Here is a 23,665-nt window from a genome sequence, read left to right on the forward strand (position 1 = left end):
TTCCACCCTTTAAACTTGAGTTTGCGAACATTTCTGATTGAGTTCTACCAACGTACCAAGGACCGACCCATGTCGCTCCGCGTCGGCCCGGTACGCCACCGATCAAGAATACATGCCTCGACGGTGCTGGGCGGTATTCAGACCCGAACGAGGGCCCCGGCGATCCACATTCCCACGATGACGCAGAGCATGGTCAGGCTCCAGCCGAAATCGAACGCGATCGGGCCGAGTCGGAGCGGGGGCATGATCCGGCGGAAGAAGCGAACCGGCGGGTCGGTGACCGAGTAGACGAGCTCGACGAGCACGAGGACGAACCCCGTCGGCCTCCAGGCCCGATTGACGCTGCGGACCAGGTCGACGATGAACCGACCCCACATGATGAAGAAGTAGAGCAGCAGGGCGTAGTACGCGACCGTGCCGAGCAGTGAAACGACGAACACGGGGAGGTTTACGACTGCGCGAAGAACGACGCCTCGGCGTCGGGCTCTTCACCCGCATTGTCCCCGGAGACGACGACGTGTGACGGGGAAAGCAGGAAGACCTTGGCCGTGACGCGCTCGATCTTGCCGTACAGGCCTTGCGAGAGGCCGCTGGCGAAGTCGATCAGGCGCCGGGCATCCGCATCGCTCATCTGCGACAGGTTGATGATGACCGGGATCCCGTCTCGGAAGGACTCGGCGATCGCCTGGGCGTCTTTGTACTGGCGCGGGTGGACGGTGAGGATTTCATTCATTTCTGAGGCAGCCACATTCTTGGGGGTGGAGGTCTTGCGCAGCGGCGTCACCGGTGCACGGCCGGCCGAACCGTGGGTGGCGCCGGAGTGCGACGACCCCCCGGCGGCCGAGTGGGGCGCGGCGGATTTCGGAGCGGCGGAGTGCGCATTGGCCGAGTGTGCCACGGCGGAGTTCGAATTGCCGGCCGGGGCAGCCGCAGGCGCCTCGTATTCCAGCTCTTCGTCTGCCAGACCCAGGTAAACCATGGTTTTCTTGAGCGGGTTGGACATCTCGACCTCCGGGTTGATGATTCTTACGTTCTCAGATTAACCGAGTACCGGGCGATTCCCGGTGATTGCCGTGCCAATTCGAAGGTGTGTCGCCCCTTCGCTGATCGCGTCGGGGTAGTCCTGCGACATCCCCATCGAGAGGAACTTCGCCTCGGGTGCGACGCGTCTGGCCTGCTCGCCGAGCTCACGCACGCGGGCGAACGCCCGGCGCGGTTCGGCGCCGAGCGGAGCCACGGCCATCAGGCCGAGGAGTCGCAGCCCCGCGGTGGCCTGCACGCGCTCGAGGAGGGAGTCCAGGTCAGGGGGTGCCACGCCGCCGCGGGCCGGGTCGTCCGTGAGGTTCACCTGCACGAAGCAGTCGACCGTGGACTCGTCGGAGGCGAGGGCGTCGACCAGCGACGGGCGGTCGACGGAGTGGATGACCTGCGCGTAGGCCCGCACCTGCCTGGCCTTCTTGCCCTGGACCTGGCCCACGAAGTGCCAGGTCAGGCCGAGTGCGGACAGCGCCTCGGCCTTGGCCTGGGCCTCCTGGTGCCGGTTCTCGCCGACGTCGTTCACGCCCAGGGCGTGCAGCTCCTCGATCAGCGAGACGGGGTGGAACTTGGTGACGACGATGGTGGTGATCTCACCGGGGTCACGATCGGCGAAGGCAGCCGCCTGGGCGATCCTCCCTCGCACGAGGGTGAGGCGCTCCCGGAGGTCCGGCTCGGCCGGCCCCCCGGGAACCACGTCCGGGTCGTTCATCTGGTCGCCGTCTGCTTACTTGAGAAAGTCGGGGATGTCCAGGTCGTCCGGGTCTTCCTCGAAGGCCGGGTCGGCCACGGCCGCACCGGGCTCGACGCCGGACCAGACCGAGGAACCGGCCGCCTCGTCGACCTCGTACTGCGCCGAGTCACTGCCGGAGCCGGCGGATGCCCCGCCGGCCGACGAGCTCACGCCGGCTGCCACGCCTGCCGCGACCAGGTCGGCGCGGCGGACCTCGACCGCCTTCGCGCCGGGCTCGCCGCCGTCGAAGCCCGCGGCGATGACGGTGACCCGCACCTCGTCGCCAAGAGTGTCGTCGATGACCGCACCGAAGATGATGTTGGCCTCGGGGTGGACGGCCTCCTGCACGAGCCGGGCGGCGTCGTTGATCTCGAAGATTCCGAGGTTGGAGCCACCCTGGATCGAGAGGAGCACGCCGTGCGCGCCGTCGATCGAGGCCTCGAGGAGCGGGGAGGCGACCGCGAGTTCGGCAGCCTTGATCGCGCGGTCGGCGCCGCGGGAGGAACCGATGCCCATCAGCGCCGAACCGGCGCCCTGCATGACCGACTTGACGTCGGCGAAGTCGAGGTTGATCAGACCGGGGGTGGTGATCAGGTCGGTGATGCCCTGCACGCCGGCGAGGAGAACCTGGTCGGCCGTGGCGAACGCCTCCAGCATGCTGATCCCACGGTCGCTGATTTCCAGCAGCCTGTCGTTCGGCACGACGATGAGGGTGTCGACCTCGTTCTTGAGCGAGGCGACGCCGGCCTCGGCCTGGGCCTGGCGGCGCTTGCCCTCGAAGCCGAACGGCTTGGTGACGACACCGATGGTGAGCGCGCCGATGGACTTGGCGATCCGCGCGACGACGGGGGCGCCGCCGGTTCCGGTTCCACCGCCCTCACCGGCCGTGACGAAGACCATGTCGGCGCCGGCCAGCGCCTCTTCGATCTCTTCGGCGTGGTCCTCGGCGGCGCGACGGCCGACCTCGGGGTCCGCTCCCGCGCCGAGGCCGCGGGTGAGGTCGCGGCCGACGTCGAGCTTGACGTCGGCGTCGCTCATCAGCAAGGCCTGGGCATCCGTATTAATGGCGATGAACTCGACCCCGCGGAGGCCAAGCTCGATCATGCGGTTGACGGCGTTGACACCGCCGCCACCGATTCCAACAACCTTGATGACTGCGAGGTAGTTCTGATTTGTTGTTGACACGTCCGGCCTCCGGTGGAACTCTAAACCTTTACTCGAAGTTTAAAGTTATGCTGAGTATGCAATTCCTGATCTCGAAGTTATGCGCCAGTTCGCACGGCTCGGGGAGGCGCGCCCGCGTGTCGCGAAAAGTCAGCGCAGAACGGCGCTGTCGGGCGAGGACACGTCGTATTCGCCGACGCTGCCGACCGGGTGGCTCACGACCAGGGCGGCGAGCACCACGGCCTTGTACTCGGACTTCTCCGCGCTCCCCCAGACGACGCGCGCGCCGCCGACGAGAGTGAGGGTGACGTCGTCCTTCGTCGCCGCGGTGACCGTGTCCAGCTGGCCGCGGATGCCGTCCGGCAGCGCCATGATCACGGCCGCGGCCGCCTGGAAGCCGGTGCTGCCGGCGCCGGAGCGCGCGGTGATCGTCGCATAGCCGGCCGGCCGTTCGGTCCCGCTCTGGATGACGACGCCCGCGGCATCGACGAGGTCGAAGCCCGCCGGGGTGACGACGGCACCGATCGGCTCACGTTCGACGATCCGCACGACGAGGGTCCCGGGCGGGCGGCTCTCGGTGACGTAGCTGCGGATCAGGGTGAACCTGGACAGTTCCTTCTTCACCTTGCTGAAATCGACCAGCGGCAGCGGGGTGCCCAGTTGTTCGCCGAGCGCCGCCTGCACCTCGGCCGACGGGACGCGGTCGGCCCCGACGACCTCGATGGTCTTGAGGGCCATCAGCGGCGAGTACGCGCCGATCAGGACGAATCCGCCCAGCGCCGCGATGATGCCGAGCGAGACGAGCCAGATGGTGCGCCGGCGGCGTGACCGCCAGGTGAAGCGGCGCACCTCCTCACGCTCATACAGCTTGCGGGCCCGGCGCGCGGCACGGAACTTCCGGCGGGCGCCGGCCGGGGTGAGCGGCGCATCGGCGGGCGGCGTCGCAGCCGGCGTCGCGGGCAGGCCGGGCGCGGCATCCGGTCGGGTGATTCCCTGGATCGCCGGCGAGTCGACCGTCTCCGTCGGGCGTCGGAGCGGCCAGACGGGGGCGACGCGCCGGGCGCCCGGCGCGGGCAGCACGATCGGTTCGGTCGAGGTCTGATCGGAGGCGGCCGGGGAGCCGGGCGTACGGCCGGGTGCGGGACGGGCGTCCGTTGCACGGCCGGCGGTGCTGGACCCGGGTTTCGTCGTCCGCCGGGGGCCGCGGGTGCGGACGGCGGCCGGGCGGGCGGGTTCGGGCGCGGCCGGTTGGTCGAAGCCCTGGGGCCGCTTCATGCCGAGGTGCGGGTCATCCGCGGGCCGTTTCGAGCGAGCCGAGGAGCTGGGGAACGATGCGGTACACGTCGCCGCAGCCGAGGGTGACGACGAAGTCGCCGTCGCGGGCGATGCTGGCGACGTAGTCGGCCGCTTCCTGCCAGTCCGGCACATAGGCGACGTGGGACGGGTCGTGGAACTTTTCGGAGACGAGCGCCCCGGTCACTCCGGGCTCCGGGTCCTCGCGGGCGCCGTAGACGCCGAGGACGACGGTCTGGTCCGCGAATTTCTCGAGGGTGTCGGCGAATTCGCGCGCGAACAGCCGGGTGCGGCTGTAGAGGTGCGGCTGGTGCACGGCGATGATGCGCCCCGCGCCGACCACGGTGCGCGCGGCGGCGAGGGCCGCGGCCACCTCGGTCGGGTGGTGCGCGTAGTCATCGTAGACGCTGACCCCGTTGACGGTGCCGTGCAGTTCGAACCGGCGTTCCGTGCCGCCGAACTCGGAGATCGCGGCGAGGGAGGCGGCCGGCTCGAAGCCGAGCCCGACGAGCACCGCGAACGCGCCGGCCGCGTTGATGGCGTTGTGCCGGCCGGGGATCCGGAGCGTGGCGAAGTAGTCCTGCCCGGCCCAGGCGACGCCGAAGCCCACCGGCCCCTCGGTGACCACGGAGTGCACCCGCACATCTGCGTCCGCGGCCTCGCCGAACGTGATGACCCGTTTGCCCTCGAGCTTGCCGGTGACGCTGACGGCCCCGTCGTCGTCGGAGGAGATGACGACGAACTCCGTGGCCTTCTGGGCGAATTCCACGAAGGCAGCCTCGAACGCCTCGAGCGACCCGTAGTGGTCGAGGTGGTCGGGGTCGACGTTGGTGACGAGGGCGACTGCGGTGTTGTAGAGCAGGAACGACCCGTCCGATTCGTCGGCCTCGACGACGAAGAGGTCATCGGTGCCGCTGGCCGCCGACACGCCGAGCGATTCGATCACGCCGCCGTTCACGAAGCTGGGGTGCTGGCCGATGCCGAGCAGGCCGGTCACGATCATGCCGGTGGAGGTGGTCTTGCCGTGTGCGCCGGCGACGGCGACGAGGCGGTGCTTCTGGATCAACCAGGCGAGGGCCTGCGACCGGTGCAGCACCGGCAGCCCGCGTTCCTTGGCCAGGACGTATTCGGGGTTGTCCTGCCAGAGCGCCCCGGTGACGACGAGGGTGTCCGCGGCGCCGACGTTCTCGGCGGCGTGCCCGATCGCGATGCGCGCGCCGAGCTTCCGCAGGGCGAGGACGTTGTCGGACTCGCGCACGTCGGATCCGGTGACGGTGTGGCCGGCGTCGATGAACAGGCGCGCGATCCCGCTCATCCCCGACCCGCCGATGCCCACGAAGTGCACCGTTCCGAGGTCGCGCGGAATGATGAGGTTCAGGTCGGGCTTGATCACGGTTGCTGCGCTCTTCTCGGTTGGAGACAAATGCTGGGTGTGCGGGAACTACGTTACGCGCCGTCGCCGCCGAATGCCGGATTGACGACGGCCGGGGTCGGCGGCCGGCTCAGGCGAGGGCACTCCGGATGAAGTCGGCCATCCGGGCCGACCCGTCCCGTCCGCCGACGGATGCCGCGGCGGCGCCCATCCGCGCGACCCGGGCTCGGTCGGTGAGCACCGTCAGGAGCTCGGCCCGCACCCACTCGGGGACGAAGTCCGCGTCGTCGACGAGGATCCCTCCCCCGGCCCTGACGACGTCGGCGGCGTTGAAGCGCTGCTCGCCGTTGCCGACCGGGTACGGCACGTAGACGGCCGGGATCCCCAGGGCGCTCAGTTCGCAGACCGTGCCGGCCCCGGCCCGGGAGACGGCGAAGTCGGCCACCGACAGGGCGAGGTCCATCCGGTCGCAGTAGGCGATCATCCGGTAGTGGTCCAGCCCGGGGTCGGCCACCTCGGACTTCTCCCCGGTGATGTGCAGCACCTGCCAGCCGGCCGTGATCAGGTCGGGGGCGGACTGCAGGACCGTGTTGTTGAGCCGGCGGGCGCCGAGCGAACCGCCGGTGACGAGCAGGGTGGGTCGGTCGGGGTCCAGGCCGAAGGCCGACAGCGCCTCCGGGCGTGCCGCCGCACGGTCGAGCCGTTCGATTTCGGGGCGGAGCGGCATCCCCACGACCCGCGCGTGGCGGATCCGGGTGCCGGGGAAGGCCACCCCGACGAAACCGGTGAACCAGGCGCCGAGCCGGTTGGCCAGGCCGGCCCGGAAGTTCGCCTCGTGGATGACGATCGGCACGCCCGCACGCCGGGCGGCGAGGTAGGCGGGGGTGGAGACGTAGCCGCCGAAACCGACGACCACGTCGACCTTGCGGTCTCGGATCAGGGCGGTGAGGTTGGCGACCGCGTGGTTCAGCCGGCTGAGGAAGGTGAGCGCCTGCCGGTTCGGGCGTCGCGGGAATGGCAGCCGGGGCACGATCACGAGTTCGTAGCCGCGGGCCGGAACGAGCCGGGATTCGAGGCCTTCGCGCGTCCCCAGCACGATCACGGTGGCGTCGGGTTCCCGGCTCCGGATCGTGTCGGCGACCGCGAGCAGGGGGTTGACGTGGCCGGCGGTGCCGCCGCCGGCGAGCAGGTAGGTGGTCACGCGGGGCTCACTCGTTCTCTTCAGGTGCGGCGCCGGCGTCCTCGTGGTCGCCACGGGCGAAGGAGAGCACGATTCCGATCGCGACCAGTGTCGACAGGAGCGCGGTGCCACCGGCCGAGACCAGCGGCAGTGGCACGCCGAGCACGGGGAACACCCCCAGCACGACGCCGATGTTGACCATGGCCTGGCCGATCACCCAGACCAGGACGGCCGCGGTGGAAACCTTGGCCTGCAGGCTGGGGCTGGTGCGCATGATCCGGATGAACGCGAAGGCGAGCAGGATGAACATGCACAGCACGACGACGGCGCCGATCAGGCCGAGCTCCTCGCCGATGATCGCGAAGATGTAGTCGTTGTCGGCGGCGGGCAGCCACGACCATTTTGCCTTGGAATTGCCGAGGCCGACGCCGAAGATGCCGCCGTTGGCGAGGGCCCAGGTGCCGTGCAGCGGCTGCCAGCACGCCGCGGAGATGGTGCCGTCGGCAGCGTCGCAGCCGGTGCCGAGGAAGCTGAGGATCCGGGTCATCCGGTTGGAGCTCGAGACCGCGACGAGGAGGGCCAGCACGGTCCCGACCACGAGCGGTACGGCCAGCAGCCGCAGCCGGACCCCGGCGAAGAAGAGCGTCCCGAAGAGGATCCCGGCCATGATCATCACGGTGCCGAGGTCACCACCGATCATGACGAGAAGCACGGCGCCGCCGCCCACGCCGAAGACCGGGATGTACACGTGCCGCCAGTCGTCGAGCTTGTCCTTCTTCTGGGACAGGATCATGCCCAGCCAGATCACGAGCGCCAGTTTGATCGCCTCGGACGGCTGGAACTGGATTCCTCCGAGGGAGAGCCAGTTGGTGTTCCCGGCCACGGTGATGCCGAGCGGGGTGAAGACGACCAGGCACTGCATCAGGCAGGAGACCATGAGCATCGGCCAGGCGATCCGCCGCCAGAACTTCAACGGCAGCCGGCTGACGACGAGCAGGAGCGGAACCCCGATCAGGGCGAACCCACCCTGGCGCAGTACCGTCCCGAAGAAGCCGCTGTTCTCGAGGTAGGAGTCGACCGACGACGAGGAGAGCACCATGACGAGCCCGAAGACGACCAGGAACAGGGTCGTGCCCAGCAGCAGGAAATAGCTCGCGGACTCGGCCTTGAACACCCGGCCGAGGTGGATTCGGGCCGACGAACCGTCGGCCGGGTCGCTCGCTGCCGGGGGTGCGACCGGCCTAAGCGGGCGGAGTCGAGGCGGATTCGTCACCCGCCTCACCTCCCAAGTATTCCCGTACGGCTTCTGCGAACAACCGGCCGCGCTGCGCGTAGTCGGTGAACTGGTCCATGGATGCGGCCGCAGGCGCGAGCAGCACGACGTCGCCGAGTTCGGCGAGGTCGGCGGCCAGTCGAACGGCGTCCGGCATCACCTGTCCAGTGTCCTGTGCGTTGATCTCGAAAACACGCAGCCGGGGCGCGTGTCGCCGGAATGCGTCCCGCAGCGCCTCCCGGTCGGTTCCGATGATGATGGCCCCGCGAAGGTGACCCACGTGGCTGGCGACCAGCTGGTCGATGTCGACGCCCTTGAGCAGCCCGCCGACGAGCCAGACCACGGATTCGAACGCGGCGAGGGAGGCGTCGGCGGCGTGCGGGTTGGTGGCCTTCGAATCGTCGATCCAGCGGATGCCGGCGGACTCGGCGACGACCTCGATCCGGTGCGCGTCGAGGTGGAATATCTCGAGGGCGTCGTGGATGACCTCGGGCAGCACGCCGAAGGAGCGGGCGAGCGCGGCCGCGGCGAGGATGTCGGCGAGCAGATGGTGGGCGGCCAGTCCGCGTGCCCGGAGCTCGGGCACCGTGGTGATCTCGAGGGCGGTCTCGAAACGGTCCTCGTGGAAGGCGCGGTCGCAGAGGATGCCGTCGACGATGCCGACCTCGCTGGGGCCGGGCACGCCGAGGCCGAACCCGATCGCCCGTGCGCCCTCCCGGACCTCCGCGTCTTCGACCATCCGCATCGTGGCGGCGTCGGCCTTGTTGTAGACGCAGGCGACGCGGGTGTTCGCGTAGACGGTGGCCTTGGCGGCGCGGTAGGCCTCCGCCGAACCGTGCCAGTCGAGGTGGTCGTCGGCGACGTTGAGGCAGACACTGGCCCACGGGACCAGGGCGCCGGGCCCGCTGTGCGGGAGATGGTGCAGTTGGTAGCTGGACAGTTCGACGACGAGCACGTCCCAGCCCTGCGGGTCGCGCACGGCGTCGAGCACGGGCACGCCGATGTTGCCGCACGGGGCGACGCGCAGGCCCGCCGCCGCGAGCATGGTGGCGGTCAGCTGCACGGTCGTGGTCTTGCCGTTCGTGCCGGTGACCAGGATCCACTCTGCCGGAGGGCCGACCTTGTCGCGCAGGCGCCAGGCCAGTTCGATGTCTCCCCAGACGGGGATGCCGTTCCGGGCGGCCCAGAGGAGCAGCGGGTGGTCGGGGTGGAACCCGGGCGACACGATCAGGAGTTCCGGTCGGTGCCGAACCAGGTCGGGGAGAACGGCGGGGTCGGCGTCGGGGTCGGCGAACAGGTCGGCCTGCACGAGGCGGACGCCGATCACGCCGATCAGCCTGGCGCGGTCGGCGGGGGTTCCGCTCGCGGGGACCGGGCCGGCCACGACGAGAACGTCGGCGCCCAGTTCGGCGAGGGTGTCAGCGGCGGCGAAGCCGGTGACCCCGAGCCCGAGCACGGCGACCCTCAGCCCGCGCCAGTCGGCGTGCCAGCTGCTCAGGTCGTCAAGACGGCTCAATTGGGCACCGCCGACAGCCACTCGAGGTAGAACGTTCCGACGCCGGCCGCGACGAGGAGCCCGCCGATGATCCAGAACCGCACGACGACGGTGACCTCGGCCCAGCCCTTGAGTTCGAAGTGGTGGTGGATCGGGCTCATCAGGAAGATCCGTTTGCCGCGGGTCACCTTGAAGTAGGCGCGCTGCACGATCACGGAACCGGTTTCGATCACGAAGATGCCGCCGAGCAGCACGAGCAGGAGTTCGGTGCGGCTGAGGATCGCGAGGGCGGCCAGGGCGCCGCCGATCGCGAGCGACCCGGTGTCGCCGAGGAAGATCTTCGCCGGGGAGGTGTTCCACCAGAGGAAGCCGATCAGGCCGCCGGCGATGGCTGCCGCGACGATGGCCAGGTCGAGCGGGTCGCGAGTGTCGTAGGACCGGTAGAGGTCGCCGATATCCGCCCCACCGAACCTTGCCTGGTTGGACTGCCAGAACCCGATGACGATGAAGGCGCCGATCGCGAGGATCGAGGAGCCGGTAGCGAGGCCGTCGAGGCCGTCGGTCACGTTGACCCCGTTCGAGGTGGCGGCGACGATCAGGCAGATCCAGACGATGAAGACGGCGATCCCGATCACGGTGCCGAGCTTCATGAAGTCCAGCGGCAGGTCCCGGATGAAGGAGATCTGGGTCGAGGCCGGAGTCAGGCCGTGCCGGTTGGGGAACTGCAGGGAGAGGTAGCCGAAGGTGCCGGCGACCAGGACCTGCCCGACCACCTTCGCCCAGCCGCCGAGCCCGAGGCTGCGCTGGTTGCGAGTCTTGAGGAAGTCATCGACGAAGCCGACCAGTCCGAGGCCGACCATCATGAACAGCACGAGCAGGGGGGAAGCCGGGATCGCCCGCTGGGCGATGAACATGGCCAGGAAGTAGCTGACCAGCGTGCCGATGATGATGATGATGCCACCCATGGTGGCGGTGCCCCGCTTGGCGTGGTGGCTCTGCGGACCGTCGTCGCGGATGAACTGGCCCCAGCCGAGCTTCTTGAACAGCCGGATGAACAGCGGGGTGAAGGCCAGGGTGAAGACGAGCGACAAGGCCCCGGCGCTCAGTAGTGCAATCACGAGAAGTACTCTCCTAGTCGGTCGCCGAGGAATCGCAGGCCGGCCGAATTCGAGGACTTGACCAGCACCGTGTCCCCTGGCCGCACCGTTGATCGGAGCAGGTCGAAGGCTTCGTCGGGTGTCTCGACGAAAGCCGATTCACCGTCCCAGGATCCTTCATTGATCGTACTGATGTGCATGCGGCGGGCGGCCCGCCCGACCACGATGAGCTGCGAGATGTTCAGGCGCACGGCGAGGAGTCCCACCCGGTCGTGCTCCTCCCCCGCCAGGTCGCCGAGCTCGCTCATCTCGCCGAGGACGGCGATGGTTCGCTGGCCCGGCCGGCGGATCTGAGCGAGCGTCTTCAGCGCGGCGGTCATCGAGTCCGGGCTCGCGTTGTAGGCGTCGTTGATGACGGTCACGCCGTCGCGGCCTCCCATCACCTCCATCCGCCAGCGCTCGGCGGTGTGCACGGATTCGAGGGCGGACACGATCACGTCGATGTCCACGCCGAGCAGCTCGGCGGCGGTCGCGGCGGCCAGCGCGTTCATCACGTGGTGCTCGCCGAGCACCCGGAACGCCACCGGGCGGGTCTCCCCCGAGGCCAGGTGCAGCTGGAAGGTCGTGCCGGTGGCGGAGGCGACGACGTCGGTCGCCCGCACACCCTCGGTTCCGTTCTGCCCGAACCAGGCGATCCGGGCCCGGGTCGCCCCGGCCATCCCAGCCACCCGAGGGTCGTCGGCGTTGAGCACGGCGACGTCCGTCTCGAGCAGGTCGGTGACCATCTCGGTCTTGGCCCGGACGGTCGCGTCGATGCCGCCGAACTCGCCGGCGTGGGCGAGGCCCACCTTGAGCACGATCCCGATGTCGGGCCGGGCCATCCGGATGAGCCGGGCGATTTCCCCGACGGCACTGGCGCCCATTTCGGCGACCAGGAAGCGGGTCTCCAGGGTCAGTCCGAGCATGGTCAGCGGCGCGCCGACCTCGTTGTTGAAGGATTCCCGGGCGGCGACGGTGGGGCCCACCCGTTCGAGCACGGCCTTGAGCAGGTTCTTGGTCGTGGTCTTGCCGTTGGAACCGGTGATGCCGATGATCTTCAGTGGACCGGCGGCCCTGACCCGGGACACGACCTCGGTGGCAAGGTCGCCGAGGGCGGTGACCGCATCCGGGACCACGATCTGGGCGACGGGCAGGTCGAGCCGGCGCTCGACGATCAGGAGCACGGCGCCGCGCTCGAGGGCGGTCGGCGCGAACAGATGCCCGTCGGTGACGTCACCGGGCTTCGCCACGAAGACGGCGCCAGGTCCGATCTCGCGGGAGTCGGTGTTGACGGCGCCGTCGATGCGCGATTCGGGAGTGAGCGTGCTGCCGTCGAGGTGCAGTTCGCCGCCGACCGCCTGGGCGATTTCGCGAAGGCTGAGCGCGATCACTTACAACCACCCCGCTTCGCGGAGGGCCAGCCGGGAGTCGTCCCGGGCGGAATACGGGATCTTGACGCCGGCGACCTCGTGGTAGTTCTCGTGGCCCGGTCCCGCGTAGAGGATCGCGTCGCCCTCTTCGGCGAGGGAGAGCGCCTTCCGGAAGGCAGTGTGCGGATCGGCGACCTCATAGAACTCGCCGGTCGGCACGGCTTCCCTGGCTGCGGCGAGCAGAGTGGCGCGGATCGCGGCCGGGTCCTCGAACCGGGGGTGGAAGTCGGTGACGACGACGACGTCGGCGCCCCGGGCCGCGATGGCGCCCATGTCGGCCCGTTTCGTGGTGTCGCGGTCGCCGTCGGCGCCGAAGACCATGATCACGCGGCCGGGAGTGAACTTGCGGATCGCGGCGAGGGTGTTGAGGAAGGCGTCGGGGCTGTGGCCGTAGTCGATGTAGACGAGCGGGCCGCGGTCGCCGGAGATCCGTTCGGCACGGCCCGGGATGTACACGTCGATTCCGCCGTCACGTTCCAGGGTGTGCGCGATCGCCTCGAGGTCGTAGCCGGATTCCACCAGCAGCAGGATGGCCAGGGCCGCGTTGGCGGCCATGAACCAGCCGAGCAGGGGCACCCTCGTCTGCAGGCGACGGCCCTCCGGACCTTCGAGCACGAACTCCGTGTAGAGGGCGCTCTCGGACACGATGGTCATGTGCCAGTCGGCTTCGACGTCGGGCCGGCTGCTCAGGGTGGTGACCGGGATGCGGCATTCGTCGACGATGCGGCGGCCCCAATCCGAGTCGACCGTGACCACGCCGCGGCGGGAACGGTCGGGCTGGAACAGCTCGAGCTTGGCCTGGAAGTACTCGTCCAGGCCGGCGTAGTCGTCGAGGTGGTCGTGGCTGAGGTTCGTGAAGCCGGCGACGTCGAAGACGAGGCCGTCGACCCGGTGACGGGTCAGCGCCTGGGCGGACACCTCGATGGCGACGGCCCGCACCTCGGCCTCGCGCATGCGCGCCAGCAGGGCGTGCAGCTCGGTGGCCTCCGGGGTGGTCAGGGCGCTGACGACGGCCAGATCGCCGATCCGGCGCTCCGCGGTCGAGGTGAGCCCGGAGACGACGCCCAACTGGGTGAGGATCGCGAAGAGCAGGTAGACGACGCTGGTCTTTCCGTTGGTGCCGGTGACGGCGAACAGGGTGGCCGGGTTCTCGTCGGTGCGGTAGATCCAGGCGGCGACGGCGCCGAGGGCGGCGCGGGCATCCGGGGTCACCAGGATGGGCAGGCCGCTGCCGGCGGCGAGGAGCGCCCCGGCCTCGTCGGTCAGGATGGCCACGGCGCCCGCCTCCCTGGCCGCTGCCGCGAAGGCTGCGCCATGGCTGGCGCGTCCGGGTACTCCGACGTACAGGTCTCCGGGTTGGACCGTGCGTGAGCTCAGGCTCACACCGGTCACCTCTAAGCCATCGATGTCTCCGCGCAGGAACAGTTCAAATTCATCGACCAGGCCCGACAACGATCGCGGGACCGGATGCTGAGGACGGAGAGCCGAGGGTGCCAATTCGGTCACGGGGCTCGCTTTCTTACCAGGTACCGGGAAGCGCAGGCGCGGCGGCGCCCGATGGGACTGCCCGGTACTTCTTCAGCACCTGGCTCATGACCTCTTGGAAGACCGGAGCAGATGCTGCAGAAGAGTTCAGTTTAACAGGATCCGCGAGACTGACCGAAACGACGTACTCAGGATCGTCGGCCGGCGCGAAGCCGGAAACGGAAACCAGGTAGCCGTGGGTGTAGCCTCCGTGGCCGTCCGGCATCTGCGCGGTGCCGGTCTTGGCGGCTACCCGGTAGCCGGGGATGTTCCACTTCGCGGCCAGCCAGCCCTTCTGGTAGACCATTTCGAGCATGTCGGCCGTGTCGCGGGCGGCCGAGGCCGAAACGACCTGGCTGCCTGCCGTGGCCGGCACCTCGGTCATGGTGCCGTCGGCGTGCCGGCACCCCTCGACGAGCTGAACGGGAAGCCGCACGCCGTTGTTGCCGATGGCCTGGTAGATGCTGGAAACCTGCAGCGCGGTGGTGGTCAGGCCCTGGCCGAACATGGTGGCGTACTTGGTCTGGTTGTCCCAGTTCTCGAAGGCGTGCAGGATGCCGCTGTCTTCGGCGGGAAACTGCGCCTCGGTGGCCTTTCCCAGGCCGAACCTGGTCATGTAGTCGTAGCGCTGCTGGTCGCTGAGCAGCTCGCCGAACTTCGACATCCCGGTGTTGGAGGATTCGATCAGCACACCGGTCAGGGTCAGGTTGAGGTCGGCGTGGCCGGAGCTGTCGTTGACGTTGGCCCCGTTCGGCGGGAGGTAGCGGTAGGGCGCCACGATCTTGCTGCCGGGGGTGGCGAGGCCGGCGTCGAGCACGGATGCCGCGGTGAGCGCTTTGAAGGTCGAGCCGGGTTCGAACGATTCGGCGAACGCCCGGGAGCCGCGGTCCTTCGGATTCTCGGTGCCGTTCACGTTGTTGGGGTCGACCGACGGGTAGTCGGCGACGGCGACGAGCTTGCCGGTCTTCACCTCCTGCACGACGACGGTTCCCCAGGCCGCGCCGGTGGCCTGCGCCTGCTTGGCGAGGACCTGCTGCACGTACCACTGCAGGTCGGAGTCGATGGTGGTGACGACGTCGCCGCCGTTCCGGGCCTGGCTGGTGGTGACGGTGCTCTGCGGCAGGCGCACCCCGTCCGCGCCCTTCTCATAGGTTTCCGTGCCGTTCGTGCTGGCCAGGCAGGAATCCTGGCCGAGTTCGAGGCCCGCCTGCGCCTCTCCCCCCGACGAGACGAAGCCGACCAGGTTGCCGGCGACGGCGCCGTCCGGGTAGACCCGGCTCGGGTTCTTCTCAAAGTAGATCCACGGGATCTCGAGCTTGTCGACCGCCCGGAAGACGTCCACGGCCACGGCCTTGGCCACGAACGCGTAGTCCGAGCTCTTGTCCTTGGCGAGGGCGCCGGAGATGATCTGGAGGATGGAGTCCCCGGTCTTGCCCGTGAGCGCACCGACCTCTGCCGACGCCTGCGCCACAGTCACGGTGACCTCGCCGGCTTCGGTCGTGCGGGTGAACTCGGCGGCGTTGCGCGGCGACAGGGTGATGTTGTACCGCATCACCGTTCCGGCCAGCACGACGCCGTTGGCGTCGAGGATGTCCCCGCGCGAACCGTAGACGGGTTGTTCGACCGACCGGTTGCCCAGCGATTCCGCGTTCAGGGTGTCGGCCTGCACGATCTGGATGTCGACGAGCTTGACCACGAACAGGGCGATGATCGCGAACAGGAGCACGATCGTTCCCGCGATGCGGCGCCTGCTTGACCGGGTGTTAGTCGCCACCGTCTGATCCTTACTGTGGCCGGGCCACGGGGTTGGCGGGTGCTGTGCTTGCGGGTGCTGTGCTTGCTGGTGCCGGACTAACGGGTTGCGGGGGTCGGGATGCCGTTCGGCGCCGTCTTCGGCGCGACGTCCGCGACCTTCGCCGAGGGCTCTGCCGCGACACCGCCGACGCTGGCGCCCTGGCCGGTGCCCTGCGGCAGCTGCGTGACCAAAGGTACGCCGGCGAGCAGCGCATTCGGCACGAGACTCGCCGAGCCGCCCTGACTTCCGGTGGCCGAAGCCGGCGCCCCGAGCACGGCGCCGTCGGACAGGCGGAGGTAGACGGGGTTCGAGTTGCTGACCATGCCCAGCGCCTCGGCGTTGGCGGCGAGGCTCTGCGGAGAGGAGATCCGCACGAGGTCCTCGGTCACGCTCTCGGCGGTGCGGCCCAGCTCGACCTGGCTGGCCTGCAGCCGGGACACCTCGTAGGCACCCTGGGAGATCCCCACGCTGAGCAGCAGCTGGACGATGACGATGGTCGCCATCCCTGCCACGGCGGAGAGCGCGTAGACAATCCGGGGCCTGGCCCGGCGCTGGCTGCGGGTGGAGACGATTTCGATGTGGCGGGTGTCGGGCGCCTGGACCTGGTCGGGGGTGTCGGGCGCCTGGACCTGGTCGGGCGTGTTGTCCCAGTTCGGTCGCAGGACGCGTGCGAGATTGTCACTCATGCGGCTCTCCTCAGTCGCTCGGCGGCGCGAAGTCGGACTGACGTCGCGCGCGGATTACTCGCTTTTTCCTCTTCGGAGGCCAGTTCCGCGCCTCTGATGAGCAATTTGAACAGGGGTTTGTGTTCGGGCAGCTCGATCGGCAGCCCGGCGGGGGCCGTTGAGCCTGACGCGCCGGCAAGCAGCTTCTTGACGATGCGGTCCTCGAGCGACTGGTAGGCCATGACGACGATCCGGCCGCCGACGGCGACCGCTTCGAGGGCGGCCGGGATGGCCCGTTCGAGAACGGCCAGTTCCTGGTTGACCTCGATCCGGAGCGCCTGGAAGACCCGCTTCGCCGGGTGCCCGGTGCGCTGCACCGCCACGGGGGTGACCGCGGTGATCACCTGGACCAGCTGGGCCGACCGGGTGAACGGCGTTGTGGCTCGAGCCTCGACGATGGCCTTCGCGTAGCGGGCGGCGAGCTTCTCTTCGCCGTAGTCGTGGAAGATGCGCCGCAGGTCGGCTTCGCTGTAGCTGGCGAGGATGCGTTCGGCGGTGAGCTCGCTGGTGTTGTCCATCCGCATGTCCAGCGGCGCGTCCTTCGAGTAGGAGAACCCGCGCTCCACCCGGTCGAGCTGCAGTGACGAGACGCCGAGGTCGAAGAGGATACCGTTCACCTCGCGGATGCCGAGGCCGTCGAGCGCCTCGCGGATGCCGTCGTAGACGGTGTGCACCAGGTGAACGCGGTCGCGGAACGGCTTGAGCCGCTCCTCGGCGATCGCGAGGGCCTCGAGGTCCCGGTCGAGGCCGACCAGGACGAGGTTCGGGAAACGCTGGAGGATGGCCTCCGCGTGCCCTGCCATGCCGAGGGTGGCATCGACGAGAACCGCGCCGGGCTGTTCCAGCGCGGGTGCGAGCAGTTCGACGCAACGGTCGAGCATGACGGGGGTGTGGATGTCGTTGATGGCCATATAGTCCCGGGAGTAGTTCCTGGTTCCTGATCCCCATCCATTCCTTCCTGGCACCGGGGAAGTGTGTCAGGGAGAACGGCTGGGAGTCAGGCGCCAGGTACTAGATGAGTCCCGGAATCACCTCCTCCGAAGTGTTTGCGAATGAGGTTTCCTGTTCGGCGAGGTAGCTGTCCCACGCCGCGCTGTCCCAGATCTCGACCCGGGTGCCGGCGCCTATGACGGTGAGGTCACGGTCCAGGCCTGCGTAGCTGCGCAGGTTGGCCGGGATGGTCACCCGGTTCTGCTTGTCCGGCATCTCGGCGCTGGCACCGGACAGGGTCATCCGCGCATAGCTGCGGGCTGCCTTGTCGGTGAGCGGGGCCTGGCCGATCTTCTCGGCGAACGCCTCGAACTCGCGGGTCGTGAAGACGTAGAGGCAGTTCTCCTGGCCACGGGTCATGACGATCCCCGGCGACAACTCGTCGCGAAACTTCGCGGGAAGGATGACGCGTCCTTTTTCGTCGAGCTTGGGGGCATAGGTCCCGAGGAACATTCATCACCCCTTCCGGCCAGGTTCAGGTGTTACTCCACTTTACTCCACTTCGCTCCACCAAACAATAAAAATACACCCCCTTTCGGGGTTTTTTGCCGCACGACCCCCACTATGACTGGGAACCGCCAGTGGAGGGAAAATCCATGCAAGTGGCCGAAACCCGCGATTCCGGGCACAAAAAAAGGGCCGATCGGATGATCGGCCCACATTCTCGGGAAAAACGCGCGTGCGGGTGGTGCTACGGAAGTCTCACTGCTTTACTGCTGGCCGTCCTGGCGACGATCCCAGCGTTCGTTGAGCCGGTCCATGAAGCCCTTGTCGGCGGCCCGCTGCTGGGCGGGGCGACGAAGGGGCGGGGCACCCATCCGGCGAGCGGACTTGCCGGGCGTGGTCGCGATGAGCACACCGGCGAACATGACGATGAATCCGAGGATGCCGATCCAGAGTTGCTGAACGGCCACACCGGCGATCAACCCGCCGATGCCGGCGACTGCGGCAAGGACGCCGATGGCGATGGAGCGGTAATTGGGTCGGAGCGGTGAACCGCCGACGGTCGACACGAAGTCGGCGTCATTGTGGTACAGACCGCGCTCCATTTCTTCGAGGAGTCGCTGCTCTTGTTCCGAAAGCGGCATCTCATTCCTCCTACTTGGACCGGCGCCTGGCTCCCAATTCTAACCCCGCTGTGATGGCTAGGCTAGGCACGTGGCTGAAAGCAATCAACTGGTCGAACTGGTTCATTCTCGGATCGACGAATTCATCGAAACCCGTCAACCAATTGTGACTACTATCAGCCCGGATCTTACGCCGCTGGTGGACTTCTCACGGCAATTTCTCAGCGGTGGCAAGCGCTTCCGGGCCCTCTTCTGTTACTGGGGCTGGAAGAGCGTCGAGGGTGCCCGGTCCTCCGCCGAACCGGCGGCCGCCGAGGACCCCCTGGCGCGGTTGTTCCCGGTGGTCGCCGTCGCCGCAGCGCTCGAGATCTTCCATGCGGCGGCGCTCGTTCACGACGACATCATCGACAAGTCGGACACGCGGCGAGGCAAGGCATCCGCCCACCGGCTCTTCGAGGCGATGCATGCGTCGAGCGGCTGGGCCGGCAGCCGCGAGGACTTCGGCCAGGCCGCGGCGATCCTGCTCGGAGACCTCCTGCTCGGCTGGAGCGACGAGCTCCTCGACGAGGGGCTGGCCGGCGTGGCGCGGGCCTCGGCCCAGGCCGCGAGGGCGGAATTCAACCGGATGCGCACCGAGGTGACGGCGGGGCAGTACCTGGACATCCTGGAGGAGCGGGCCTGGCTCACCCAGCCGGAGTCTGAGTTGCTCGACCGGGCGATGCGGGTGATCGTCTTCAAGTCGGCGAAGTACAGCGTGCAGGCGCCGCTCGTGATCGGTGCCGCCGTGGGCGGCGCCGGCGTGGAGCACCTCGACGCGCTCCGGGCCTTCGGGCTGCCGCTCGGCATCGCCTACCAGTTGCGGGACGACCTCCTGGGCGTCTACGGCGACGCGTCGGTGACGGGCAAGCCCAGTGGCGACGACCTGCGCGAGGGCAAGCGCACCGTGCTGGTGGCCCTGGCTCGGCAGGCACTGGCCGAGGACGACCGGAACCTGCTCGACACGCTGCTCGGCGACCCCGCGCTGACGGCGGAGCAGATCACCGGCCTGCAGGGGCTGATCCTCGACAGCGGGGCCGTGCTCCGCGTCGAGGACCTGATCCAGTCACACGTGGCCGAGGCGCTGGCCGCGCTGGCCGGGTCGCCGATCGGTGCCGAGATCACCGCGCAGCTCGGCATCCTCGCCGAAACCGTGACCCGGAGGGTCTTCTAGGGTCCAGGACCGGCGGTCTGCCGGAAGCCGGCGGTCTGCCGGAAGAGCGTGGTGCCTAGGCGAGGGCCTGGGCCACGCGACGCACTTCGGCCTTGCGGCCGGCCAGCAGCGCGACGATAGGCGGAACGCCCAGACTGTTGTCGACCTCGAGCAGCCAGTCCATCGCCTGCTCGTCGGTGAAGCCGTCGTCCGCGAGCACGATCAGGGTGCCGCGCAGCTCCGGAACGGGGGCGCCGTCTCTGATGAACTGGACCGGGACCTGCAGCGGGCCGCCGGCGCGACGCACGGCCAGCAGCTGCTTGTCGTCGATCAGCTGGCGAACCCTGCTCTGGCTGACGCCGAGGAGTTGGACGAGATCGGGGATGGACAGCCACTGCGGATCTGAAGACGATTCGGTCACTTCACCAGCATTCCATGATTCCCGGACCTCGACAAACCCCCCGTCCGCTTTCCCGCGTGTTGACGCCTATAACAGGGGGCACGCTGGTTGACTCTCTTAATCATCTGTGTCAGCGTTGGTCGTTGTATGCAATCGGAACGGGGAACGCCATGTCGGCAAAAGCCAGCAAAATCGGGACACAGACAGGGCCGCCGGCGGATGGTGGTCGGCACAGCACCGGCCGGTCCGGGGAACGCCGTTCGTTCGGACGCCTGGCCACGATCCCCCTGGTGATCATCAGCACCATCGCGATCACCCTGAACCTGGCCTCACCGGCGGATGCCGCGACGATTGCGAAGAAGCCGCTGAAGAGCCGGAGCAACCTGCCGGGCGCGGTCCCGGCGACCGCCGTCCGCGGCCAGGTCACCCGCGCATCCGGCGAGGCGCCGCCCACCCAGTACACGGTGGTCGAGGGTGACACCGTCAGCGCGGTGGCCGGCCGGTTCGGCCTGTCGACGGCATCCGTGCTCGCCTTGAACGGCCTCGGCTGGTCCGCCGTGATCTTCCCCGGCCAGACCCTCACCCTGGCCGGGCAGGCCGCACCGGTCGCCGCCGCGCCCACCCCGGTCGCCGCCGAGATCGCCCGCTACACGATCGTGGCCGGTGACACCATCAGCGGCATCGCGGCCGCCCACGGCCTGTCGGCGGGCGACATCCTCAGCGCGAACGGCCTCGACCGTGGCAGCATCATCTTTCCCGGCCAGGCCATCGTGCTGCCCGGCGCGGCCGCGCCGGCAGCGGCACCCGCCGCCGCACCGGCGCCTCAGCCTGCCCTGGCTCCCCCGGCCGGCACGCACACCATCGTCGCCGGGGACACCATCGGGGCCATCGCGGCAGCGGCCGGGGTCTCCGTGCAGGCGGTGCTCGACGCCAACGGGCTCGGCTGGTCCAGCATCATCTACCCGGGCCAGGTGCTGGCGGTGCCGTCACTCGCCATCGAGCAGGTGTCGTCGGTCGCGTCCGCGCCGGCCGCTCCGGCCGCGGATCCCGTCCGCCCCGAGCCGACCGCCACCGTCGGCGTCGTCACGCCGCTGACCGATGAGATGCGCCAGAACGCGCGAATCATCGTCTCCGCCGGGCGTGCCGCCGGCGTCGGCGACGCCGGCCTCGTCATCGCGCTGGCCGCCGCCGCCCAGGAATCCGGGTTGCGCAACGTGCGACACGGCGACCGGGACTCGCTCGGCCTGTTCCAGCAGCGGCCGAGCGCGGGCTGGGGATCGGACGAGCAGGTCATGGATCCGCTGCGCGCCAGCCAGGCCTTCTTCGGCGGAACCGGCAACCCCAACCGCGGGGTCACCCGAGGTCTGCTCGACATTCCCGGCTGGGAGGCGATGACGGTGACCCAGGCGGCGCAGGCCGTGCAGATCTCCGCGTTCCCCGACTACTACGCCAAGTGGGAGACATCCGCCAGGGCGTGGCTGCCTGAACTGGGCTGACCTGCACCCGACTTCCCCGCCAATCCCCCGAGTTGCGGGTGTCCTGCACCGGTGAACGCCGCATCCTTCCCTAGACTCGACTGGTGAGCGATACCCCTGCCGATCCGATGATCGGCCGTTTGATTGACGGCCGCTATCAGGTGCGCTCGCGGATCGCCCGCGGCGGCATGGCCACCGTCTACCTCGCCACTGACCTGCGCCTCGAACGCCGGGTCGCGATCAAGATCATGCACGGCCACCTTGCCGACGACAACGCCTTCAAGGCGCGGTTCGTGCAGGAGGCCCGCTCCGCCGCCCGGTTGGCCCACCCGAACGTCGTCAACGTGTACGACCAGGGGCAGGATGCCGACATGGCCTACCTGGTGATGGAGTACCTGCCGGGCATCACGCTGCGCGACCTGCTCAAGGACTACGGCAGGCTCACGAGCGAGCAGACCATGGACATCCTCGAGGCCGTGCTGTCCGGGCTCGCCGCGGCGCACAAGGCCGGGATCGTGCACCGCGACCTGAAGCCGGAGAACGTGCTGCTCGCCGACGACGGCCGGATCAAGATCGGCGACTTCGGCCTCGCCCGCGCGGTCAACAACAACACCGCCACCGGCCAGGCCCTGCTCGGCACGATCGCCTACCTCTCCCCCGAGCTCGTGACCCGCGGGATCGCCGACGCGCGCAGCGACATCTACGCGCTCGGCATCATGACCTACGAGATGCTCACCGGCGAGCAGCCCTACGTCGGCGAGGCTCCCATGCAGATCGCGTACCAGCATGCGAATGACACGGTGCCGATGCCGAGCACCCGGGTGGCGACGATCCCGCCCGAGCTCGACGAGCTCGTCAGCTGGGCCACGGCCCGCGACCCGGAGAACCGCCCGCGGGATGCCAGGGTGATGCTCGACCAGCTGCAGGACGTCGACAAGACCGTGCGTGCGTCCTCCGCCGACGAGACCGCGCTCCAGCCCACGATGATCCTCGCCACCGGGCTGCCGAGCGCCGCCGCCGACGCGGAGACCCAGATCCTCGGCGCGAGGCCCCTCGCCACGGCGACCAAGCCCCGGACGCCGACGCCGCCCGCGAAGCCCGACAACGCGGCGCGGCTCACCGACAAGGCGCGCAAGCGCAAACGCAAGGGTTACTGGCTGTTCGCGCTGGTCATGCTGCTCGCCGCTCTGGCCGGCGGCACCGGCTGGTACTTCGGTTCGGGGCCCGGCTCGCTCATCGCCGTTCCGCAGCTCGTCTCGGCGTCGCCGGAAGACGCGGCCGGCCAGCTCACCGAACTGGGCCTCGAGGCCAAACTCGGCACCCAGTACAGCGGCACGATCGCGGCCGGGCTCGTCGCGAGCACCGACCCCGGCGCCTCAGCGCGGGTCGCCAAGGGCAGCACGGTCACGCTCCGGGTGTCCCAGGGACCCCAGCCGATCACGTTGCCGGTGCTGGCCGGCCTGTCCACGGAGGCCGCCACCACCGCGATCACCGATCTGAAGGCATCCGTCGGCGCCACCGACTCGGTCTTCGACGGCGACGTTGCCGCCGGCACCGTCATCTCCGCCAGCCGGGAGAGCGACGCGGGCGACGTGTCCCAGGGCGGCGGCTACTTCGAGGGCATGAAGGTGAACCTGGTCGTCTCGCTCGGCGGGATCCCGGACGTCGCGGGCAAATCGGTCGACGACGCCACCGCCATCCTCAAGGAAAAGGGCCTGGTGACCACGCCCGGCGAACAGACCTACAGCGACACGGTGCCGGAGGGCAACGTGATCAAGGCCTCCGCCGCGGGCGACGGCCCCGTGCGCGTCGGCGACACCTTCAGCCTCACGACATCCCGCGGGCCGGAGCCCGTCGTGGTTCCGAATGTCATCGACATGCCTTGGAACGAAGGCAAGAAGGCCCTCACGGACCTCGGCTTTAAGCTCAGCTACAACCCCGGCGCGGACTCCCCGGTCTACTCATCCCTGATCCGGGTCGCATCCACCGATCCCGCCGCTGGCACGTCCGCCCCCAAGGGCAGCACGATCGCCCTCAAGCCGACCAACCCGTTCGGGTAACGACCTGACGCGCACCCCTGCCTCAGGCCAGTAAGCTCGCCTGCTCAGTGTGACCGGGTGACTCGGGTTGCTCCCCCGAGCCGGCCGACGGCATCCGTCGCTTGTGGACACGCACGCTCGTCCTGTCGAATTCGACGGACATTTTGCTCTGAACAGTCGTTTTCAGAGCCGGAACATCGATATTCCGAAAAATCTCCGTCGAATTCGACGGGCGAGACGCGCGCGCCGCGCGCTAGACGATATGAGGGTGTCCGGCTCTTGAGGCTGGGGCCTCCGTTCAGATATACGTGGGTTACCGACCTTGGAGGGTTGGCCTATCCACAGCTGAA

Annotated in this window: 21 protein-coding genes; 3 read left to right on the forward strand and 18 right to left on the reverse strand. The window is 69.0% G+C overall.

Translation table 11 applies throughout. The annotated features are described in order from the left end of the window. Positions 1 to 137: 137 nt before the first annotated feature. From E3O48_RS02345 to E3O48_RS02425, 17 genes are all read right to left on the reverse strand, one after another. Positions 138 to 440 (reverse strand): YggT family protein, encoded by a 303-nt coding sequence (locus tag E3O48_RS02345; protein ID WP_134537172.1) that lies wholly within the window; start codon positions 438 to 440, stop codon positions 138 to 140. 8 nt (positions 441 to 448) lie between these two features. Then, positions 449 to 1,003, reverse strand: coding sequence for a cell division protein SepF (locus tag E3O48_RS02350; RefSeq protein WP_134508453.1), 555 nt, complete (start codon positions 1,001 to 1,003; stop codon positions 449 to 451). Positions 1,004 to 1,039: 36 nt separating this feature from the next. Continuing rightward, positions 1,040 to 1,747, reverse strand: coding sequence for a YggS family pyridoxal phosphate-dependent enzyme (locus E3O48_RS02355; RefSeq protein ID WP_134508455.1), 708 nt, complete (start codon positions 1,745 to 1,747; stop codon positions 1,040 to 1,042). A gap of 15 nt (positions 1,748 to 1,762) precedes the next feature. Then, complete coding sequence (ftsZ, locus tag E3O48_RS02360; protein ID WP_134508457.1) at positions 1,763 to 2,953, reverse strand: cell division protein FtsZ; 1,191 nt, start codon at positions 2,951 to 2,953, stop codon at positions 1,763 to 1,765. 129 nt (positions 2,954 to 3,082) lie between these two features. Beyond that, positions 3,083 to 4,207 carry an FtsQ-type POTRA domain-containing protein gene (locus E3O48_RS02365; RefSeq protein WP_134508459.1) on the reverse strand — a complete coding sequence of 375 codons (1,125 nt, stop codon included), beginning with the start codon at positions 4,205 to 4,207 and terminating at the stop codon, positions 3,083 to 3,085. A 13-nt stretch (positions 4,208 to 4,220) separates the two neighbouring features. Then, the gene (gene murC, locus E3O48_RS02370; RefSeq protein WP_134508602.1) at positions 4,221 to 5,618 is read right to left on the reverse strand and encodes a UDP-N-acetylmuramate--L-alanine ligase; all 1,398 of its coding nucleotides are present in this window, start codon (positions 5,616 to 5,618) and stop codon (positions 4,221 to 4,223) included. Positions 5,619 to 5,727: 109 nt separating this feature from the next. After that, positions 5,728 to 6,798, reverse strand: a complete 1,071-nt coding sequence (murG, locus tag E3O48_RS02375; protein WP_134508461.1) for an undecaprenyldiphospho-muramoylpentapeptide beta-N-acetylglucosaminyltransferase — start codon at positions 6,796 to 6,798, stop codon at positions 5,728 to 5,730. 7 nt (positions 6,799 to 6,805) lie between these two features. After that, positions 6,806 to 8,050, reverse strand: a complete 1,245-nt coding sequence (gene ftsW, locus E3O48_RS02380) for a putative lipid II flippase FtsW (RefSeq protein ID WP_241974720.1) — start codon at positions 8,048 to 8,050, stop codon at positions 6,806 to 6,808. After that, positions 8,019 to 9,566 (reverse strand): UDP-N-acetylmuramoyl-L-alanine--D-glutamate ligase, encoded by a 1,548-nt coding sequence (murD, locus tag E3O48_RS02385; protein WP_134508465.1) that lies wholly within the window; start codon positions 9,564 to 9,566, stop codon positions 8,019 to 8,021. The genes ftsW and murD overlap by 32 nt, the downstream gene beginning before the upstream one ends. After that, positions 9,563 to 10,663 carry a phospho-N-acetylmuramoyl-pentapeptide-transferase gene (mraY, locus tag E3O48_RS02390; RefSeq protein ID WP_134508467.1) on the reverse strand — a complete coding sequence of 367 codons (1,101 nt, stop codon included), beginning with the start codon at positions 10,661 to 10,663 and terminating at the stop codon, positions 9,563 to 9,565. The genes murD and mraY overlap by 4 nt, the downstream gene beginning before the upstream one ends. Next, positions 10,660 to 12,072 (reverse strand): UDP-N-acetylmuramoyl-tripeptide--D-alanyl-D-alanine ligase, encoded by a 1,413-nt coding sequence (gene murF, locus E3O48_RS17925; protein ID WP_134508469.1) that lies wholly within the window; start codon positions 12,070 to 12,072, stop codon positions 10,660 to 10,662. Before murF ends, mraY begins: the two co-directional genes overlap by 4 nt. Then, on the reverse strand, positions 12,073 to 13,617 hold the full coding sequence (locus E3O48_RS17930) for a Mur ligase family protein (protein ID WP_134508471.1): 1,545 nt from the start codon (positions 13,615 to 13,617) through the stop codon (positions 12,073 to 12,075). A 13-nt stretch (positions 13,618 to 13,630) separates the two neighbouring features. Further along, positions 13,631 to 15,409, reverse strand: a complete 1,779-nt coding sequence (locus E3O48_RS02405; protein ID WP_241982366.1) for a penicillin-binding protein 2 — start codon at positions 15,407 to 15,409, stop codon at positions 13,631 to 13,633. Between the two features lie 77 nt (positions 15,410 to 15,486). After that, positions 15,487 to 16,116: a hypothetical protein gene (locus E3O48_RS02410; RefSeq protein WP_174774738.1), complete on the reverse strand. Its 630-nt coding sequence runs from the start codon at positions 16,114 to 16,116 to the stop codon at positions 15,487 to 15,489. Further along, a complete protein-coding gene (rsmH, locus tag E3O48_RS02415; protein WP_134508473.1) occupies positions 16,113 to 17,066 on the reverse strand; it encodes a 16S rRNA (cytosine(1402)-N(4))-methyltransferase RsmH in 954 nt (317 codons plus the stop codon). The genes E3O48_RS02410 and rsmH overlap by 4 nt, the downstream gene beginning before the upstream one ends. Positions 17,067 to 17,166: 100 nt before the next feature. Beyond that, positions 17,167 to 17,598 (reverse strand): division/cell wall cluster transcriptional repressor MraZ, encoded by a 432-nt coding sequence (gene mraZ, locus E3O48_RS02420; protein ID WP_134508475.1) that lies wholly within the window; start codon positions 17,596 to 17,598, stop codon positions 17,167 to 17,169. A 257-nt stretch (positions 17,599 to 17,855) separates the two neighbouring features. Next, positions 17,856 to 18,233 (reverse strand): DUF3040 domain-containing protein, encoded by a 378-nt coding sequence (locus E3O48_RS02425; protein WP_134508477.1) that lies wholly within the window; start codon positions 18,231 to 18,233, stop codon positions 17,856 to 17,858. Positions 18,234 to 18,303: 70 nt separating this feature from the next. On the opposite strand from E3O48_RS02425, the gene E3O48_RS02430 reads away from it, so the two are divergent. Further along, positions 18,304 to 19,422 carry a polyprenyl synthetase family protein gene (locus E3O48_RS02430; protein WP_134537173.1) on the forward strand — a complete coding sequence of 373 codons (1,119 nt, stop codon included), beginning with the start codon at positions 18,304 to 18,306 and terminating at the stop codon, positions 19,420 to 19,422. A gap of 55 nt (positions 19,423 to 19,477) precedes the next feature. Here the strand turns inward: E3O48_RS02430 and E3O48_RS02435 are convergent, their stop codons facing one another. Next, positions 19,478 to 19,822, reverse strand: a complete 345-nt coding sequence (locus E3O48_RS02435) for an Rv2175c family DNA-binding protein (RefSeq protein WP_134537174.1) — start codon at positions 19,820 to 19,822, stop codon at positions 19,478 to 19,480. Positions 19,823 to 20,091: 269 nt separating this feature from the next. Here E3O48_RS02435 and E3O48_RS02440 point away from each other — a divergent pair, with 269 nt between their 5' ends. Next, on the forward strand, positions 20,092 to 21,297 hold the full coding sequence (locus E3O48_RS02440; RefSeq protein WP_370248945.1) for a LysM peptidoglycan-binding domain-containing protein: 1,206 nt from the start codon (positions 20,092 to 20,094) through the stop codon (positions 21,295 to 21,297). A gap of 83 nt (positions 21,298 to 21,380) precedes the next feature. Continuing rightward, positions 21,381 to 23,336, forward strand: coding sequence for a Stk1 family PASTA domain-containing Ser/Thr kinase (pknB, locus tag E3O48_RS02445; RefSeq protein ID WP_134508485.1), 1,956 nt, complete (start codon positions 21,381 to 21,383; stop codon positions 23,334 to 23,336). The last annotated feature ends 329 nt before the right edge of the window (positions 23,337 to 23,665 follow it).

Origin of the sequence: Cryobacterium sp. HLT2-28 (assembly GCF_004402495.1) — a bacterium.
Lineage (GTDB): Bacteria > Actinomycetota > Actinomycetes > Actinomycetales > Microbacteriaceae > Cryobacterium > Cryobacterium mannosilyticum.

Coding starts and splice junctions, on each gene's coding strand:
- E3O48_RS02365 (WP_134508459.1), bottom strand. CDS start 4,207: ATGAAGCGGCCCCAGGGCTTCGACCAACCGGCCGCGCCCGAACCCGCC.
- E3O48_RS02355 (WP_134508455.1), bottom strand. CDS start 1,747: ATGAACGACCCGGACGTGGTTCCCGGGGGGCCGGCCGAGCCGGACCTC.
- mraZ (WP_134508475.1), bottom strand. CDS start 17,598: ATGTTCCTCGGGACCTATGCCCCCAAGCTCGACGAAAAAGGACGCGTC.
- rsmH (WP_134508473.1), bottom strand. CDS start 17,066: ATGGCCATCAACGACATCCACACCCCCGTCATGCTCGACCGTTGCGTC.
- E3O48_RS02425 (WP_134508477.1), bottom strand. CDS start 18,233: ATGCCGCTTTCGGAACAAGAGCAGCGACTCCTCGAAGAAATGGAGCGC.
- E3O48_RS02350 (WP_134508453.1), bottom strand. CDS start 1,003: ATGTCCAACCCGCTCAAGAAAACCATGGTTTACCTGGGTCTGGCAGAC.
- E3O48_RS02410 (WP_174774738.1), bottom strand. CDS start 16,116: ATGAGTGACAATCTCGCACGCGTCCTGCGACCGAACTGGGACAACACG.